Below are 16,822 nucleotides of genomic sequence, written 5' to 3' on the forward strand. Positions count from 1 at the left end.
GCGGCGGGTTCGCCCATCGTGCTCACCGCACCGCCTCGAACGCGCTGATCAACAGCGCCCCGCAGGCAATCACCAGACACCCGCCCGCGCGACGCGGCGTCAGCCGCTCGCCGAGATACACGCGCGCGATCAGCGCCGCGAACACCACGCTCGTTTCGCGCAGCGCCGACACCGGTCCCATCGGCGCGCGATCCATCGCCCAGATCACGATCCCGTACGCGAGGGCCGCGAACACGCCACCACCCGCGGCCTTCGCCGTCTCGCCGATATCCTGCGTGAGCCGCAGCGACCCCGCGCGCAGCCGGTAATACATGGCCATCAGCAGCCCGGTCAGCACGAACATCCATCCGGTATAGCCACCGTGCTGCCGCTTTCCCGCACGCCGATCCCGTCGACGACGCTGTACGCGGCGATCGATACGCCGGTCGCGAACGCGGTAAGCAACACGGGCGCCATCCGGTGTGACGCGCCCCGCCCGCGCTCGAGCCCGATCGCCAGGATGCCGGCGCAGATCAGCACGAGTCCGCATTGCGCGCCCACATTCAGGCGCTCGCCCGCGAACGCCGCCGCACCTAGCGTGACGAGCAGCGGCGCGGTGCCGCGCGCGACCGGATACGCGACGCTGAGGTCGCCGTGCTCGTACGCGCGCACCAGCAGCAACGTATAGACGACGTGGAGCACCGCCGACGCGACAACGCAGGCCCAACTCGCGGGCGCGATCGGCGCGGCGCCCGGCAGGAACAGCAGCGCGAACAGCCCGATCGCGATCTGCAGCACCGTGGCCGAGCGCAGCCGGTCGCCGCTGCTGCGCACGAGCGCATTCCACGACGCATGCAGGAAGGCGGCACACAGGACGGCAAGCAGAACGGGGATCGGCACGTTGAGCACTCGCTGACAGCCGGCAACGCGAGATCGTCGCCGGGGCCGGTCATCGTATGAATGTGTCACCGGATTGTCAAAAAAGCCCGCTGCACCACCTCGCGGACCGACCGACCCGGCCCGCCCGGCGCGGCCTCCACGGCGATGCCCGCGCCCGCCGCCGAATGGTGTGGCTCCGGTTGCATCGGCCCGTTCCTTTCCGCTGTCTTTCGCGCCGCGTCGCGCCGTAATGGAATCGATACCGCAGCGCAACCCTCGCGAAACCGCTTCGTCCCCATATCTTCATACCGGACTGTTCCAATGCCGGTGCGCCATCACGAGCCCCGCGCCGAACCGAGACGGCGACGGGGCCGCTCTCCACCATCGAACACCTGACCTGGAGTTTCCCGATGTTCCGTCAAGCCTTGCTCGTCACCGCCTGTGCAGCCGCAGCGCTTGCGCTGTTCGCCTGCGGCGGCAGCGACGATCCGACGTCGACGCCCGCGGTGTCGTCGCAGGATGCACTGCAGACCGCCACGCCGATCAAGCACGTCGTCGTGATCTACGGCGAAAACGTGTCGTTCGACCACTACTTCGGCACGTACCCGAACGCGTCGAACCCGTCCGGCGAACCGGCCTTCACCGCCAAGCCCGGCACGCCGACGGTCAACGGGCTGACGGGCACGCTGCTCACCGCGAACCCGAACTTCACGAACACGGCCAACGGCACCGACGCCGCGAACCCGTTCCGCCTCGACCGCACGCAGGCCGCGACCGCCGACCAGAACCACGCGTACACGGCCGAGCAGCAGGCCGAGGACAACGGCCTCGCCGACCTGTTCCCGAAATACACCGGCAAGGGCTCGTCCGGCGGCGCCGGCGCGTTCGGCACGAAGGGCCAGGTGATGGGCTACTTCGACGGCAACACCGTCACCGCGCTGTGGAACTACGCACAACGCTTCGCGATGAGCGACAACGCGTATACGACGGTCTACGGCCCGTCGACGCCGGGCGCGCTGAACGTGGTGTCGGGGCAGACCAACGGGATGCAGATCGTCAAGACGTCGAAGCAGCCGTCGACGCTCGCGGCCACCTCGTACTACATCAACGACGGCCAGGGCGGCTTCACGATGATCAACGACGTCGACCCCGGCTTCGACGTGTGCTCGAGCACGAGCGACCAGGCGATGATGAGCGGCAAGAACATCGGCGACCTGCTGAACGCCGCGAAGATCACGTGGGGCGGCTTCATGGGCGGCTTCAACCTGTCGACGACCAACGGCAACGGCACGACCGGCTGTAACCGCAGCACGGTCGCCACCGCCGTGAACGCGGCGACGGCGGACTACATCCCGCACCACAACTGGTTCCAGTACTACGCGTCGACCGCGAACCCGCAGCACACGCGTCCGAGTAGCGTCGCGGCGATCGGTTCGAGCGTCGAAGTCGACGGCAAGACGGCTGAACCGGCGAACCACCAGTACGACAGCGACGACTTCTTCGCGGCCGTGAAGGCCGGCAATTTCCCGTCGGTCAGCTTTCTCAAGGCGCCGGCCGCGCAGGATGCGCACGCGGGCTACTCGGATCCGCTCGACGAGCAGGCGTTCGTGACGAAGGTCGTCAACTTCCTGCAGCAGCAGCCCGACTGGCAGAACACGGCCGTGATCGTCACCTATGACGACTCCGACGGCTGGTACGACCACGCGTACACGGCGCCGACCCACGCGTCGTCCGATGCGGTCGACCAGGTGAACGGCAACGGCGCATGCGGCACGGGCGGCACCACCGGCGTGAACGGCGGCACCGTGAACGGCCGCTGCGGCCCGGGTGTGCGCATTCCGCTGGTCGTGATCTCGCCGTACGCGAAGCAGAACTATGTCGACCACACGATGATCGACCAGGCGTCCGTCGTGCGCTTCATCGAGGACAACTGGCTCGGCGGCCAGCGCATCGGCGGCGGTTCGTTCGATGCGATGGCGGGCGACCTGCGCGGGCTGTTCGACTTCTCGTCGAAGCCGAATACGGCGCCGCTGTATCTCGATCCGACGCAAGGCACCGTGCTGAGCGCGGCGCCGTCGATCTGACCGGTATTGCCTGACCGGCAGCAACAAGCAGCAGGCCGGCGCATCGTGCGCCGGCCGTTTCCATTCAACGCGCCGCCTTTACGCCGCGCCCGACTTTCGACCGACAGCATGACAGCTCGTCCCGCGTTCCCGTCTCCCGACGCATCCGGCGCCGCCGCGCCGCGTTCCCCTGCCCGCGTGCTGCGCCGCGCGGCGTTCGTGCTCGGCGCGGCCGTGCTCGGCTACGGCGCGTTCGCGATTGCGTTGCCGGCCCGTACGCCTGCGGCGATCGGCGACGTCGTCGCCGACTGGACGGGCGCGAATGCGCATCCGGTCGTGCTGCAGCGCCCGGCCGCGCAGCCGCTGTCCGCGGTCGCGCAGCTCGGTCGTGCACTGTTCGCCGATCCGTCGCTGTCGGCATCCGGCAAGCAGTCGTGCGCGTCGTGCCACAGCCCCGACCATGCATACGGGCCGCCGAACGGGCTCGACGTGCAGCCGGGCGGCCTCGCGATGACGCAGCGGGGTTACCGTCCGCCGCCGTCGCTGATGTACCTGTATCGCCAGCCGAATTTCAGCATCGGCCCCGATGCGGGCGAAAACGATGCCGCGCCGAGCGTCGCGCAGCAGGCCGCCTCCGCGGCCGGCGTCGTCAAGGCGCAGAAGGTGGCCGGCACGTCGGCCGCGCCGCAGCTCGTGCCGCAGGGCGGAATGTTCTGGGATGGCCGCGCCGATACGCTGCAGCAACAGGCGTTCGGACCGCTGCTGAATCCGGTCGAGATGGCGAATGCGGGCATCGACGACGTCGCGCGCAAGCTCGCGCAGTCGTCGCATCGCGCGCAGTTCGAGCAGTTGTTCGGCGCGCGCGTGTTCTCCAGCCCGCAGCTTCTGGTGTCGGAGGCGATGTTCGCGATCGCGCGCTATCAGGTCGAGGATCCGTCGTTCCATCCGTACAACAGTAAGTACGATCGCTGGCTCGAGGGCCGCGCGCGCCTGACGCAGGCCGAGTTGCGCGGGCTGAAGCTCTTCAACGATCCGGACAAGGCGAATTGCGCGGGCTGCCATCTGTCCAAACCCGGCAAGGACGGCCTGCCGCCGATGTTTACCGACTACCAGTACGAGGCGCTCGGCGCGCCGCGCAACCGGGCGCTCGCGCAGAACCGCAACCCGGCGTTCCACGATCTCGGCGTGTGCGGGCCGTTCCGTGAGGACCTGAAGGACCAGACGCAGTATTGCGGGATGTTCCTCACGCCGACGCTGCGCAACGCGGCGACGCGCCGGGTGTTCTTCCACAACGGCGTGTTCCATACGCTCGACCAGGTCATGGCGTTCTACAACGAGCGCAGCATCTCGCCGCAGAAGTTCTATTCGCGCGGCCCGGACGGCAAGGTCGACGTGTACGACGATATTCCGCCGAAGTACCGCGCGAACGTCGACGTGACCGATGCGCCGTTCGATCGCAAGCCCGGCGACAAGCCCGCGATGACCGAGCAGGACATCAAGGATATCGTCGCGTTTCTCGGCACGCTGACCGACGAGCCGGCGCGCTGAGCAGTTGCCGTTGCACAAGGGCGTGTTCACGCCCTAACGGAGCAGCGCAACGTTCTCGTCGATCCGACGCTGAATGGACGTCAGGGTATCTTCGGTAATGGTCCGCTGATAGTCGCGCGTCGCAATGACCGAAAACCGGCTGGCCACCGAACACATTCGGTCGATCATGTCCCCGGCCACCGCGGCGGAAATCTCTGCCTCCTTTGCCAGCCCGAGCAATGCCGCGCGATCGATCTGCAGGGCCTCGCCCATGACGTCCATCTGGTGATAACCGCCCGGTCCCTCGCAGAATGTCACGTCGTAGGCCGGCGCGAGCTGCCACTCGCCGGAGCGCGCCATGATGTACGCGAAGTTCTTGGGATGATCGTCCCGGTTGTTGAATGCGACGTTGAAGACAGCCCGCTCGAGCGCCCGCGCCTTCTCCCGGACGTCATTGGTGCACATGTGGGTCGCACGCAGGAAATTCACGTAATCCAGCGCGCCCGGCGTTTTGTAATCGGCACCGGTAAACGCGGCAACGCTTTGCATGGGTACGCGCAGACCGTCCCGTCGATCGAAACGCCTGGACGCAAATGCCGCCATCCCGCCAGGCAAATCGAAATGCAACGTGTCCGGGGTCTCGATGCCGCACATGCGCAAGCACTCGGCGTAGACCATCTCGATAGCGCACACCTCGGGATGCTCGTGCCGCGCCGGAAACTTGACGAGCCACGCTTCAAAACCCGCCACGGCGGCCGTGGTAAAGATGTCGGAGCGCGGATCGCGATAGACCAGCGCCTTCGGCCTGGCGCCTTGCGGAGAACCGCCGACCTGCAGCAACTGTTGAAGGAACGCGCCGCCTTCACCATCGAGGACTTCCTGTACCTCGGCCGCGAGCCGATCCAGAGGAATATTCGGCTGCGGTTCCTGGATCTCGGGCGCGACGGGCTCGAACGACATGGCCCCCATCGCATGGTTGCCAATGTAAGCCAGCCGCTCCAGCGGCCCGATGCGGGCCGCGTTGAGGCCGCGACGTTTGAACAACCGATCCATCAGCAACATGCCCCATCCGTCGGGCAGCGCGTCGTAGACCGGTCCTGGCAGCCCCAGCTGGTGGGACGGAAAATCCTTGCGCAGCCTGCTCCCCTGCACCGGGAGTGCATAAGACGACAGCTCGAGCCCCCGCTTGCGCGCGTCATCGCTATATTCGAATACGATCAATGGGCGCCCGGTGATGGCCGTCGTCGAGACCATCGATCCCCACAGCCAGTGCTCCCCCCAGCCGTCGTAGTAGACATCGATCCGCTCAATCATTTCTCGTCGTCCTCTTCACGCGCTGACGTTTGGCGCTCTTTTCATACCGGTGAACATCTTCCAGGCTATCCAGCTTCGGCAGGAACAGCGCTTCGAGTTCCTTGCTTCGGCCAAGAACCATGGCGACACGGATGACCGTTTCGAGGCTCACATTGCGTCCGGCTTCCAGATTGGACACGGTATTGGCGCCGACGCCGGCGCGCGCGGCCACGTCAGCCTGGGTGAGTTGCAACGCCAACCGCTCGGTGCGAAGCCGCTCGCAAAGCAGCGTGACGATTTCATCGGGCTTGCGAAAGCTTAATTCCAGCATAGTGAGTCTTGTAGCGCCATATGGCAGATAACTCACAATATTATAAAGTTAACGCGTTAGCACGCTCAAGAACCATAATTCCCTAAAATTGTGGCTTATCCGCACTAAATGCTCGTTAGAAACAGCAAAACGGTATTAACTTGGGATTGACGTGTGCACCCGTCCACATCGCGCCGCGTCCCTAATGGCACGGGCGACACGCCGCTTTGCACCCGCGTTTTCCCCTACCTCGAACACCTTGACGCCACCCGCCCCATCGACAACACTTCGCACATCGTCAGTGTGATCACAGATCGCAGATCAAACCCAGGAGAACCCGGCCTTGGCACCCCGCATCGCCCCGCCCGCACTGAAAGTCATCGAATCGGAAACGATGGCCGACAAGGTCTATCAGCAACTGCGCGAAGCGCTGATGAGCGGCCGTTTCGCGCCCGGTCAGGCGCTGAGCCTGCGCAGCGTGGCCGAGGCGGTCGGCTCGTCGACGATGCCCGTGCGCGCCGCGCTCACGCGGCTGCGCGCCGAACGCGCGCTGGTCGATGGCCCGAACCGCGCGCTCGTCGTGCCGCCGATGACGCTCGACATGCTCGACGAACTGCGCGACGTGCGGATCGCGCTCGAAGGATGCATCGCCGAACGCGCGTGCGCACGGATGACCGACGCGCAGATTGCCGCCGTGCGCAAGACCTGCGAAACGATGCAGGCGCAGGTCGAGGCCGGCCGTTCGCGCGCCTACCTGCAGAGCAATTTCGCGTTCCACAGCGCGATCTACGCGCACGGCGCAAGCGAAAGCACGCTCGCGATCGTCGAGAACCTGTGGATGCGTGTCGGGCCGTTCCTCAACATGGTCGCGCTCGATATCCCGCACATGCGGCGCTCGATGGATGCGCACCGCGCGATCGTCGACGCGCTCGAACGGCGCGACGGCACCGGCGTACGTGCCGGCATCGCGCTCGACATCGGTGGCGCCGCGCACGATCTCGCCGAAACGCTGCGCGCCGAGCAGACCCCGCGGCACGCGAATGCGAAGCCGTAGCGGCCACCTTCCGCGCAAGCCCGCCCCCAGGGTGCGCCGCACTCAATAATTTCAACGATGGAGACAACCCGGCATGACAGCTTCCGACTTGCTGAAACCCTATGACGGCCTGCGCGTCCTCGTGACGGGCGGCGCGTCGGGCATCGGTCTCGAGATCGCCGACGCGTTCGCCGAATGCGGCGCGCGCGTCCACGTGTGCGATGCGTCGCAAGCCGCGATCGCGGCGCTGGCGGATCGGCCGTCGCGCGCCGCGATCAGTGCGACGCTGGCCGACGTATCCGACCCGGTCGCGGTCGAGCGCGTGTTCGCGGACATATCGACGACGCTCGGCGGCCTGGACGTGCTCGTCAATAACGCGGGCATCGCCGGACCCACGGGCGGCATCGACGAAATCGACCCCGTGCAGTGGGAGCAGACGGTCGCGATCAACCTGAACGCGCAATTCCAGTTCGCGCGGCGCGCGGTGCCGCTCCTGCGCGACGCGAAGCACGGCGGCGCGATCATCGCGCTGTCGTCGGTCGCGGGGCGGCTCGGCTACGCGTTCCGCACGCCCTACGCGGCGACCAAGTGGGCCGTCGTCGGTCTCGTGAAAAGCCTTGCGATCGAGCTCGGGCCGCTCGGCATACGCGTCAACGCGATCCAGCCCGGCATCGTACGCGGCCCGCGGATGCGCCGCGTGATCGAAGCACGCGCGCAGCAGCTCGGGATCGGCTACGACGAGATGGAGAAGCGCTACCTCGAAAAAATCTCGCTGCGGCGCATGACGGATCCGGCCGAAATCGCCGCGACCGCGCTGTTCCTGTGCTCGCCCGGCGGGCACGGCATCACCGGGCAGGCGATTTCCGTCTGCGGCAACGTCGAAGTGCTCTGACGCCTCCCGCGTCGCTCATCGTAAGGAATCCATTCGTGGCAAACGCTCGCAAAGTCATCATCACCTGCGCGCCGACCGGCGCGATCCACACGCCGTCGATGTCGCCGTACCTGCCCGTCACGCCGCATCAGATCGAGACGGCCGCCGTCGCGGCCGCGCAGGCCGGCGCCGCGATCCTGCATCTGCACGCGCGCAACCCGTCGGACGGCAAGCCGACGCAGGACCCGGCCGTGTTCGCCGAATTTCTGCCGCGCATCAAGGCGCAGACCGACGCGGTGATCAATCTCACGTCGGGCGGCAGCCCGCACATGACCGTCGACGAACGGCTGCAGCCCGCGCTGCATTTCCAGCCCGAAATCGCATCGCTGAACATGGGTTCGATGAATTTCGGACTCTATCCGATGCTCGAGCGCTTTCACGAACTGAAGCATCCGTGGGAACGCGAACATCTCGAGAAGAGCCGCGATCTGGTGTTCAAGAACACGTTCGCCGACATCGAGACGATCCTCACGCGCTGCGGCGCGAACGGCACGCGGTTCGAGTTCGAGTGCTACGACATCTCGCACCTGTACAACCTTGCACACTTCGTCGACCGCGGGCTCGCGAAGCCGCCGTTCTTCGTGCAGAGCGTGTTCGGCCTGCTCGGCGGCATCGGCGCGCACCCTGGAGACCTGATGCACATGCGCCGCACGGCAGACCGCCTGTTCGGCCAGGACTACGTGTGGTCGATTCTCGGCGCGGGCCGCCACCAGATTCCGCTCGCGACGATCGGCGCCGCACAGGGCGCGAACGTGCGGGTCGGGCTCGAGGATTCGCTGTGGATCGCGCCCGGCAAGCTCGCCGAATCGAGCGCCGCGCAGGTACTGAAGATGCGGCAGGTGCTCGAGGGGCTGTCGCTGGAGATCGCGACGCCGGCCGAGGCGCGCGCGATGCTCGGGCTCAAGGGCGGCGACGCGGTCCGGTTCTGACCGCCGGGTCGCGCCCGACACCCGCCCCCCCCAGGACCCGCAAGCGCAGAGACAAGGCGCCGGCTCGAGCCGGCCGGCGCCAGGACGCCCTTGATCGCCCCGCTCCCGCCCGAGCGCCGCCGGCGCGGCTCCGTCGTCTGCCCCTCCGCTGCGCGCGACGCAGCGGCCTCTGCCGAACGCAGCGCGCCGTGCTTGCCGTGTGCGCCCGTTCGCCTTTACCGGAGTCGTCCGCATGTCCACTCAACACGCCCAGATCCTGCCTTCCGCCGCCGGGGACGCAAGCGCGTCGCTGAACCGGCTGCTGTTCCGCAAGCTCATGCCGCTGCTGATCGCCGCCTACGTGATCAGCTTCCTCGACCGCACCAACATCGCCTTCGCGAAGCACTCGATGGGCGTCGATCTCGGCATTTCATCCGCAGCCTACGGGCTCGGCGCCGGCCTGTTCTTCCTGACCTACGCGCTGTTCGAGATCCCGAGCAACCTCATCATGCATCGCGTCGGCGCGCGCTTCTGGATCACGCGGATCATGATCACGTGGGGCGCGTTGTCGGTCGCGATGGCGTTCGTCGGCGGCCCGACGTCGTTCTACGTGATGCGCCTGCTGCTCGGCGCCGCCGAAGCGGGACTGTTTCCGGGCGTGATGCTGTACCTCACGTACTGGTTCGGTCGCGAGGAGCGTGCGCGGGCGACCGGCTATTTCCTGCTCGGCGTGTGCATCGCGAACATCGTCGGCGGGCCGCTGGCCGGCGCGCTGATCGAACTCGACGGCACGCTCGGCTTCCACGGCTGGCAATGGCTGTTCGTCGTCGAAGGGATTCCGGCGATCCTGCTCGCCTTCGTCGTCTGGACACGCCTGCCGGACCGCCCGAGCAGCGCGCCGTGGCTCGCTCCCGAAACCGGCCGCGCACTCGAACGCGCGCTGGCTGCCGAACAGGATGCCGGGGTCGCCGCCCGCGGCGGCCACGCGTTCGGCGCCGCGCTGCGCGATCCGCAGATCTGGCTCGCGATCTTCGTGTACTTCTGCCACCAGTTGACGATCTACACGGTGATCTTCTTCCTGCCGGGCATCATCGGCGCATCGGGTCACTTTTCGCCGTTCGCGGTCGGGTTGCTGACCGCATTGCCCTGGCTTGCCGCCGCACTCGGCGCCGCAACGCTGCCGCGCTTCGCGCGCGAGTCGCATCATTCGCGCCGGATACTGTGCGTCGGGCTCCTCGTGATGGCGGCCGGGATGGTGGGCGCCGCACACGCGTCGCCGGTAGCCGGCCTCGCTTGCGTATGCATCGCCGCGTCGATGTTCTTCGTCGTGCAGTCGATCGTGTTCACGTTTCCTGCGTCGCGACTCGCCGGCAGCGCGCTGGCCGGCGGTCTCGGCCTGGTGAACACGTGCGGCCTGCTCGGCGGCTTCGTCGGCCCGACTGTCGTCGGCGCGATCGAACAGGCGACCGGGAATGCGAAGAACGGACTGACGCTGCTCACCGTGGCGCTCGTCGTCGCCGCGTTCGCGAGCCTCGCGCTGCGCCACGGGCACGAGCGGGCCGCTGCGCGATCGCAACGCTGAGCGTACGCGCGATTCGAGCCGGCGCGACGCGGCGGGCCGCCCCCCCGCCGGCATCGCGCCGCGTTCGGTCAGAACAGATACATCCCTGCCACGAACACCACGCCCGAGAACAGCAGCGTCGTCACGCAGTACCCCATGATGTCGCGCACGCCGAGCCCGGCGATCGCGAGTGCGGGCAGCGCCCAGAACGGCTGCGCCATGTTGGTCCACGCCTCGCCGTAGGCGATCGCCATCGCGGCCTTGCCGAGATCGGCGCCGAGCGCCTGCGCGGCCGGCATCACGAACGGGCCCTGCACGACCCAGTGGCCACCGCCCGACGGCACCGCGAAATTGATCACGGCCGAGCTGAGGAACGCGAGCAGCGGGAACGTGTGCACGTTCGCGATATCGACGAACCACTTCGTGATCACGCCCGCGAGCCCCGAGTGATCCATCAGCGCCTGGATGCCCGCGTAAAACGGAAACTGGATCATGATCCCCGATGCGCCGCGCGCCGCGCCGGCCACCGCGCGCGCATAGGCCATCGGCGTACGGTGCAGCAGGATGCCGGCCGCGAGGAACGCGAGGTTCACGGTGTCGATGTCGAGCGCGAAGCCCTTCTGCATGAAACGCAGCACGAGGAACGCCGCGCACAGCGCTGCAACGAAAACCGACAGCGCGCGGCTCTCTTCCATCCGTTCCGCGAACGTCGCGTCGGGCCCGAGCTGGCGCTCGACGCTCGGCGGTTCCGCGAGCAGCGCCGGATCGACGCTGACGACGTCGCCCGGCTTCGGCATCATCATCCGCGCGAGAAACGGCAGCATCACGATCAGCCCGATCGTGATGAACGCGTTGTAGCCAGTGAAGATCGTGTCCGACACCGGAATCAGCCCGATGGTCTTTTCCATCGGATTGCCCTTCGTCGCTGCGACGAGCGGGACCGAACCCGACAGCCCGCCGTGCCAGCTCAGGAAACCCATGTACGCGGACGCGACGAGCAGCCGGTAGTCGCTGCCGGCCACGCGGCGCGCGACTTCGCGCGCGAGCATCGCGCCGAGCACCAGGCCGAAGCCCCAGTTGATCGCGCAGGCGAGCGCGCCGACGAACGCGACGAGCATCACGCCCTGCCCCGGCGTGCGCGCGGTGCTTGCGAGCGCAACGAGCAGGCGGCGCACGGGCGGCGAACTCGCGAGCGCGTGGCCGGTGACGAGGATCATCACCATCTGCATCGAAAACGCGAGCAGGTTCCAGAAACCTGAACCCCACATCGTCGTGAGTTGCACCGGCGTGGTCGGCGTGAGCCCGAATGCGAGCGCGAACGTGACGATCGTCAGCAGGATCGCGAAAATCAACGGGTCGGGCAGCACGCGGTGGACCACCTGCGTGAAAAAGCGGGAAATGCGTTGGACCAACTTGAGCTCCTCGTTTCCTGATAGGGACGTCCGCGCGCGTATGGTTCGTTGTTCGGTGGCGCGGAAACGCGCGGATTCTTGCACAGAACCGAAAGACGCGCTTTGGTGTGCGCACCATCGCGATCAGGCGGCGAAACGCGCGAGAACAGGCGTGGAAACGGGAAGGAAAATGACGGCTGGCAGCCCCGGGGGGCCGCCGATGCGGATAACGGATGACGGCGTGGGTCAGCGGGTCAGCGGGTCAGCGCGTGCCCACCGCCGTCTCCACCGCGCCGACCGTCGCGATCGCATTCGCGCGCCGCTCGGCCAGTTGCTGCGCGAAGCGATACGCAACGAGCGACCCGGCCACGGCCAGCAGCATCGGCACGAGACTATCGTGATTCACGCGCGTGAATTCGAGCAGCAGCACGACGGCCGTGATCGGCATCTGCATCGACGCGGCAAGAAACGCGGTCGCGCCGATCAGCGCGCACCCGCCGATCGACGCGCCCGGCCACACCAGGCCCCACAGCCCGCCGAGCACGACGCCCAGCAGCGCACCGTTCGCGAGGCCCGGCGTCAGCAGCCCGCCCTCCGCGCCCGCACGCAGGCTGCCCGCCTCGATCAGCACCTTCAGCACGAGCAGCGTCGCCGCGACGCCGATCGTCAGCGTGCCGTCGAAACCGAGCGAAGCCGGCCCCTTGCCATTGCCGAGCAGTTGCGGAAACCCCATCGCGAGCACACCGATCACCGCGAAGTTGACCAGCGCGAGCACGGGCAGCAGCCGGCCCTTCGGCGCATCTGCCCGCGCACGGGTCGTGAGCCGCACGAAGCCGTATGCGGCGAAACCGAACAGCGGCCCGCAGACGATCGACCACGCGACCAGCGGCGTGCTCAGCACGAACGCAGGCACCGTGTACTGATGTTCGTTGCCGAGGCCGATCCATGCGACGGCCGCCGCGATCGCCGACGTGACGACAGCGACCACCAGCGCGCGCAATTCGAACGTGCCGAGCAGCACTTCGAGCACGAACACGGCGCCGCCGAGCGGCACGTTGTAGACGGCCGCGAGGCCGGCGCCCGCGCCGCACGCGACCATCAGCCGGCAGTCGGCAGACGTGAGCCGCGCACGGTGCGCGAGCTGCCCGGCGAGCAGCGCGCCGATCTCGCGCGGTGCGACTTCGCGACCGAGCGGCGAACCGAGCGCGACGGTGACGATCTGCAGCAGCGCGTGAATCGTCGTGCTGACGAACGGCATCCGCGGATCGGCCGCACGCACTGCCCGGCGGATGCTGACGAGCGGCCGGCCGTACCGGTAGAGCGCCCACCAGCCGCCGCCCGCGACGAGCCCGCAGACGACCAGCACGGCGAGCCGGCGCAACGGGTCGGCCAGGGTCACGCCCGTAAGGAAGCTCTGGGTGCCGACCACGTGCGACAGGCTGTAGCCGTAGGCGACATGCTGGATCGCATGCAGCAGCAGCGCGAGCAGCATCCCGCCGAAGCCCGCGCCGATGCCGGTCAGGACGGTGACGACAGCCATCCGCGCGAACGGGCTGGAGGACGGCGAAGAAGACGCGGGAGCAGACGGGAGATCGAGGCGCATGAGATCGGCGAACGAGGATCGAAAAGACGGCGCGCACCATGCACGCCGCCGTCAGGTCCGAATCGTAGGCTTCCATCGATCATGAGACAAACGTATTTTTCTAATCAACTGATGTATTTCATGCATGAGCACATCAAGGCGCAGCCCGGCGGACGCGTGCCGCCTCCCACACGCCCCCGTCACTCCGGATACGTGACGCGCTCCGGTTCCCGCCGCATGATCACCTTCCCGTGCCGAACCGACAGCGTGGCCTTTGCCTGCCTGCGCACCGCTTCGTAGTCGCTGTCCGCGTCGAGCACGACCAGGTTCGCCGGGCGCCCGACCGCGATCCCGTAACCGTCGCCGAGATGCAGCGTCGTCGCGCTGTGATCGGTCACGAAGTCGAGGCAGCGCTGCAGGTCCTCGTAACCCATCATGTGGCAGATATGGAGGCCGGCGTCGAGCACGCGCAGGATATTGCCGTTGCCGAGCGGATACCACGGATCCTTGATCGAATCCTGCCCGAAGCACACGTTCAGGCCCGCTCGATCGAGCTCCGCGACGCGGGTGACGCCGCGCCGCTTCGGAAACGTGTCGAAACGCCCCTGCAGATGGATGCTCTCGGTCGGGCACGACACGAAATTCAGCCCGGCACGCTTGAGCAGCCGGAACAGCTTCGAGCAGTACGCGTTGTCGTACGAGCCCATCGCGGTGGTGTGGCTCGCCGTCACGCGCGCGCCCATCCCGCGCACGCGCGCTTCTTCCGCGAGCACTTCGAGAAAGCGCGAATGCGGATCGTCGGTCTCGTCGCAGTGCACGTCGACGAGGCAGCCGGTGCGCTCGGCCAGTTCCATCAGGAAGCGGATCGAGCTGACGCCCTGCTCGCGCGTGTTCTCGAAATGCGGAATCCCGCCGACGACGTCCGCGCCGAGATCGATCGCCTGCTCCATCAGCGCGCGGCCACCATCGAACGACTCGATGCCTTCCTGCGGAAACGCGACGATCTGCAGGTCGATCAGCCCGCGCGCCTCGTCCTTCACTTCGAGCATCGCCTTCAGCGCGGCGAGCGTCGGATCGGTGACGTCGACGTGGGTGCGCACGTGCTGGATGCCGTGATCGCGCAGCATGCCGATCGCCGCATGCGCGCGCGTCTTGGTGTCCTCGTGCGTGATCGTCGCCTTGCGCTCGGACCAGCGCTCGATTCCCTCGAACAGCGTGCCGCTCATGTTCCAGGCCGGCTCGCCGGCCGTGAGCACCGCATCGAGATGGATATGCGGCTCGACCAGCGGCGGTATCGCGACACGGCCGCCGGCGTCGACATCGTCGGCGCCGACGGGCGCGACCGGCGCGGTTTGCGCGTCGATCCGCGCGATCCTGTCGCCGACGATGCCGATCGTGAAGAGCCCGTCGCGACCGCGCAGGCGTGCATTGAAGAGATTCATGTTGGTCCAGGCGTCATGCGGCGTCAGCGTGCCGCGGGGTGGGGAAATCCGGCTCGTTCAGCGGGTCCGGCATTCAGCGGAAATCCTCGATTGTCAGGCCGGTGGCCGCGCTCATCTCGTCGTTCGTCACGTCGCGCACGTGCTTGCCGAACGTCCACACGTGGCGGCCGGGGTCACGCGCGCGATACGTGCGATCGCCGTAGAACGCGTCGGCAGGCGCCTGCAGGATCTCAGCGCCTGCCGCGCGTGCGCGTTCGCAGTGCGCGTCGATGTCCGCGTCGTCGGGCAGATGCACATGGACGTGCTGGGTATTGCGGTCGCCCGTGTCTTCCGGCGACGCGATGAAGTCGGCCCACGTGCCGCCGATCATCACGACACCGTCGCCGAATTTCATTTCCGCATGGGCGATGTCGCCATCCGGTGTGGTGACGACGAGCGAGCGTTCGAAACCGAATGCACGTTCGAGCCAGGCGAGCGCGGCTTTCGGGTCGCGATAGCAGAGCGCGGCACTGAAGGACGGACGGTGATGCGTAGTCATCGATGTCTCCTTGTTCCGGCATGGGATGGCTCATTCTCCACGTGCGCGAGGCGGCAAGCAACTCCCGCGCCGGCGACGCGCGTGTTGTCAATGCGCGACACGGCACGCGCGGCAATCGCACATCACGCAGCGCGCCTTCCGCGAAAACGCCCGGCATCCGGCGGCGGCGTCGGTTTGTGAACACCATATGACGCACTCTTGCGCGGCTCGCAACGGTGCGCTCGCGCGCCGGCCGCCGGAATCGAACGGACGCGCCCCTACACTTGCGCCGAACTTTGATCACCGTCCCACACGCAGGAGCAGTTACTTGACGTCCTCGCCCGCCTAAAGGCAGGTGATTCCCACACCTGGCGATGCACGTCCGCATCGGAGAATGTTCAGCGCAGCGTTGGTATCTCGATCATGCACGACACCACAGCCATCGCAGGCCCACTCTCTCATTCGCAGTCCCGCGATACCTTTCGGCCGCGTCGTGCTGTCTTTCGATCCGCACGACGAACAGGACTGGGTAGAACCGCTTTCGTCGACTTCCTCGAACGTGGCCCCGTGCGCCATCGCCTTGTAACGGAGCTTGTTTCGGAAGGACGACCAGGATGCGTCGTAGACGCTTTTCGCCATCCTGGTTCTGGCGAGCTTCGCAGCCGACACGTTGCCGACCGCGAGGTAATCGAAGCGCCGAACCAGATCGAGCGCGAGCTTATGCTGGAAATCGGCACGGGCATTCGCGACCTTGGCGTGCAACTTCGCGATATGCCGCTTGTGCTTTCGCGCCCGTTGCGCTTTCGCCAGTTTCTCCGCCGCGCGTCGGCCGAATCGGTCATTGGGCAGCTTCTCGCCGGTCGAAAGTGTGGCGAAGTCTTTCAGGCCGAGATCGATGCCAACACCGGAACGGATCGGGCGGGCTTGAACATCGGGCATCTCGATCACGATGTTGAGAAACCAATTGCCGCGTGCATCCTGCGCGAAGTTGGTTCCGTCCTTGATCTTGCCTTCGGGAAGCGGTCGGCTGTGGAATACCCGAAACGTGTTGCCGGCGAAACGGAACGCGTCACCCTCGCGCTTCAGGTCACGCCCCTTCAGCGGCACCCAGCCCAGCGATTTCCTGCCGCGATAGCGCAGGTAGGGCCGACGGTGCTGACTGCGCGACTTCGCATATTGCTCGCACGTCGCGTTGATCGTGCCGGAGTGGATGCCGAGCGCCTTGCTGCTCCCCGTCGTCAGCACGTTCACATCGAATCCCGTCGGCCACTTCTTGCTCCACCTGAGCGCGTGCTTCTGCGTGTCATTGCAGAAGTTCCAGACGTAGTTCACCGCACGGCTCTGCTTGTTGAGCAGTCCGTTGAGCGACTTCACCCGGTAGCGGTAGACAAGAATCATGCCGGTGA

Annotated in this window: 13 protein-coding genes and 1 pseudogene; 6 read left to right on the forward strand and 8 right to left on the reverse strand. The window is 67.0% G+C overall.

What is annotated here, in order from left to right:
• Positions 1-22: 22 nt before the first annotated feature.
• Positions 23-879 (reverse strand): annotated as a pseudogene (locus SB786_RS21525) (EamA family transporter).
• A 389-nt stretch (positions 880-1,268) separates the two neighbouring features.
• Between SB786_RS21525 and SB786_RS21530 the strand changes: the two are divergent.
• Entirely contained in the window at positions 1,269-2,942 is a 1,674-nt protein-coding gene (locus SB786_RS21530) for a phospholipase C (protein ID WP_410729250.1), read from the forward strand.
• A gap of 108 nt (positions 2,943-3,050) precedes the next feature.
• Positions 3,051-4,469, forward strand: coding sequence for a cytochrome-c peroxidase (locus SB786_RS21535; protein WP_410729251.1), 1,419 nt, complete (start codon positions 3,051-3,053; stop codon positions 4,467-4,469).
• Between the two features lie 33 nt (positions 4,470-4,502).
• Here SB786_RS21535 and SB786_RS21540 read toward each other — a convergent pair whose 3' ends face one another.
• Together SB786_RS21540 and SB786_RS21545 are read right to left on the reverse strand one after the other, a co-directional pair.
• On the reverse strand, positions 4,503-5,762 hold the full coding sequence (locus SB786_RS21540; RefSeq protein ID WP_410729252.1) for a type II toxin-antitoxin system HipA family toxin: 1,260 nt from the start codon (positions 5,760-5,762) through the stop codon (positions 4,503-4,505).
• Positions 5,755-6,069 carry a helix-turn-helix transcriptional regulator gene (locus SB786_RS21545; RefSeq protein WP_332382690.1) on the reverse strand — a complete coding sequence of 105 codons (315 nt, stop codon included), beginning with the start codon at positions 6,067-6,069 and terminating at the stop codon, positions 5,755-5,757. The genes SB786_RS21540 and SB786_RS21545 overlap by 8 nt, the downstream gene beginning before the upstream one ends.
• 325 nt (positions 6,070-6,394) lie before the next feature.
• On the opposite strand from SB786_RS21545, the gene SB786_RS21550 reads away from it, so the two are divergent.
• From SB786_RS21550 to SB786_RS21565, 4 genes are all read left to right on the forward strand, one after another.
• The gene (locus SB786_RS21550; RefSeq protein ID WP_410729253.1) at positions 6,395-7,105 is read left to right on the forward strand and encodes a GntR family transcriptional regulator; all 711 of its coding nucleotides are present in this window, start codon (positions 6,395-6,397) and stop codon (positions 7,103-7,105) included.
• Positions 7,106-7,178: 73 nt separating this feature from the next.
• The gene (locus tag SB786_RS21555) at positions 7,179-7,976 is read left to right on the forward strand and encodes an SDR family oxidoreductase (RefSeq protein WP_410729254.1); all 798 of its coding nucleotides are present in this window, start codon (positions 7,179-7,181) and stop codon (positions 7,974-7,976) included.
• A gap of 35 nt (positions 7,977-8,011) precedes the next feature.
• Positions 8,012-8,944 carry a 3-keto-5-aminohexanoate cleavage protein gene (locus tag SB786_RS21560; protein ID WP_410729255.1) on the forward strand — a complete coding sequence of 311 codons (933 nt, stop codon included), beginning with the start codon at positions 8,012-8,014 and terminating at the stop codon, positions 8,942-8,944.
• Positions 8,945-9,176: 232 nt separating this feature from the next.
• Positions 9,177-10,505 carry an MFS transporter gene (locus SB786_RS21565; protein ID WP_410729256.1) on the forward strand — a complete coding sequence of 443 codons (1,329 nt, stop codon included), beginning with the start codon at positions 9,177-9,179 and terminating at the stop codon, positions 10,503-10,505.
• Positions 10,506-10,573: 68 nt separating this feature from the next.
• Here the strand turns inward: SB786_RS21565 and SB786_RS21570 are convergent, their stop codons facing one another.
• The 5 genes from SB786_RS21570 to SB786_RS21590 form a co-directional block, all read right to left on the reverse strand.
• On the reverse strand, positions 10,574-11,896 hold the full coding sequence (locus SB786_RS21570) for a TIGR00366 family protein (RefSeq protein ID WP_166723728.1): 1,323 nt from the start codon (positions 11,894-11,896) through the stop codon (positions 10,574-10,576).
• Positions 11,897-12,137: 241 nt separating this feature from the next.
• Positions 12,138-13,478 (reverse strand): chloride channel protein, encoded by a 1,341-nt coding sequence (locus tag SB786_RS21575; RefSeq protein ID WP_410729257.1) that lies wholly within the window; start codon positions 13,476-13,478, stop codon positions 12,138-12,140.
• A 179-nt stretch (positions 13,479-13,657) separates the two neighbouring features.
• Positions 13,658-14,899, reverse strand: coding sequence for a cytosine deaminase (gene codA, locus SB786_RS21580; RefSeq protein WP_410729258.1), 1,242 nt, complete (start codon positions 14,897-14,899; stop codon positions 13,658-13,660).
• A gap of 73 nt (positions 14,900-14,972) precedes the next feature.
• Positions 14,973-15,437, reverse strand: a complete 465-nt coding sequence (locus SB786_RS21585; protein ID WP_410729259.1) for a VOC family protein — start codon at positions 15,435-15,437, stop codon at positions 14,973-14,975.
• Between the two features lie 324 nt (positions 15,438-15,761).
• Complete coding sequence (locus SB786_RS21590; protein WP_410729260.1) at positions 15,762-16,814, reverse strand: RNA-guided endonuclease InsQ/TnpB family protein; 1,053 nt, start codon at positions 16,812-16,814, stop codon at positions 15,762-15,764.
• Positions 16,815-16,822: the final 8 nt, after the last annotated feature.

Source organism: Burkholderia sp. SIMBA_062 (assembly GCF_046534765.1).
Classification (GTDB): domain Bacteria; phylum Pseudomonadota; class Gammaproteobacteria; order Burkholderiales; family Burkholderiaceae; genus Burkholderia; species Burkholderia ambifaria.

Coding starts and splice junctions, on each gene's coding strand:
- SB786_RS21555 (WP_410729254.1), top strand. CDS start 7,179: ATGACAGCTTCCGACTTGCTGAAACCCTATGACGGCCTGCGCGTCCTC.
- SB786_RS21535 (WP_410729251.1), top strand. CDS start 3,051: ATGACAGCTCGTCCCGCGTTCCCGTCTCCCGACGCATCCGGCGCCGCC.
- codA (WP_410729258.1), bottom strand. CDS start 14,899: ATGAATCTCTTCAATGCACGCCTGCGCGGTCGCGACGGGCTCTTCACG.
- SB786_RS21585 (WP_410729259.1), bottom strand. CDS start 15,437: ATGACTACGCATCACCGTCCGTCCTTCAGTGCCGCGCTCTGCTATCGC.
- SB786_RS21590 (WP_410729260.1), bottom strand. CDS start 16,814: ATGATTCTTGTCTACCGCTACCGGGTGAAGTCGCTCAACGGACTGCTC.
- SB786_RS21540 (WP_410729252.1), bottom strand. CDS start 5,762: ATGATTGAGCGGATCGATGTCTACTACGACGGCTGGGGGGAGCACTGG.
- SB786_RS21575 (WP_410729257.1), bottom strand. CDS start 13,478: ATGCGCCTCGATCTCCCGTCTGCTCCCGCGTCTTCTTCGCCGTCCTCC.
- SB786_RS21565 (WP_410729256.1), top strand. CDS start 9,177: ATGTCCACTCAACACGCCCAGATCCTGCCTTCCGCCGCCGGGGACGCA.
- SB786_RS21530 (WP_410729250.1), top strand. CDS start 1,269: ATGTTCCGTCAAGCCTTGCTCGTCACCGCCTGTGCAGCCGCAGCGCTT.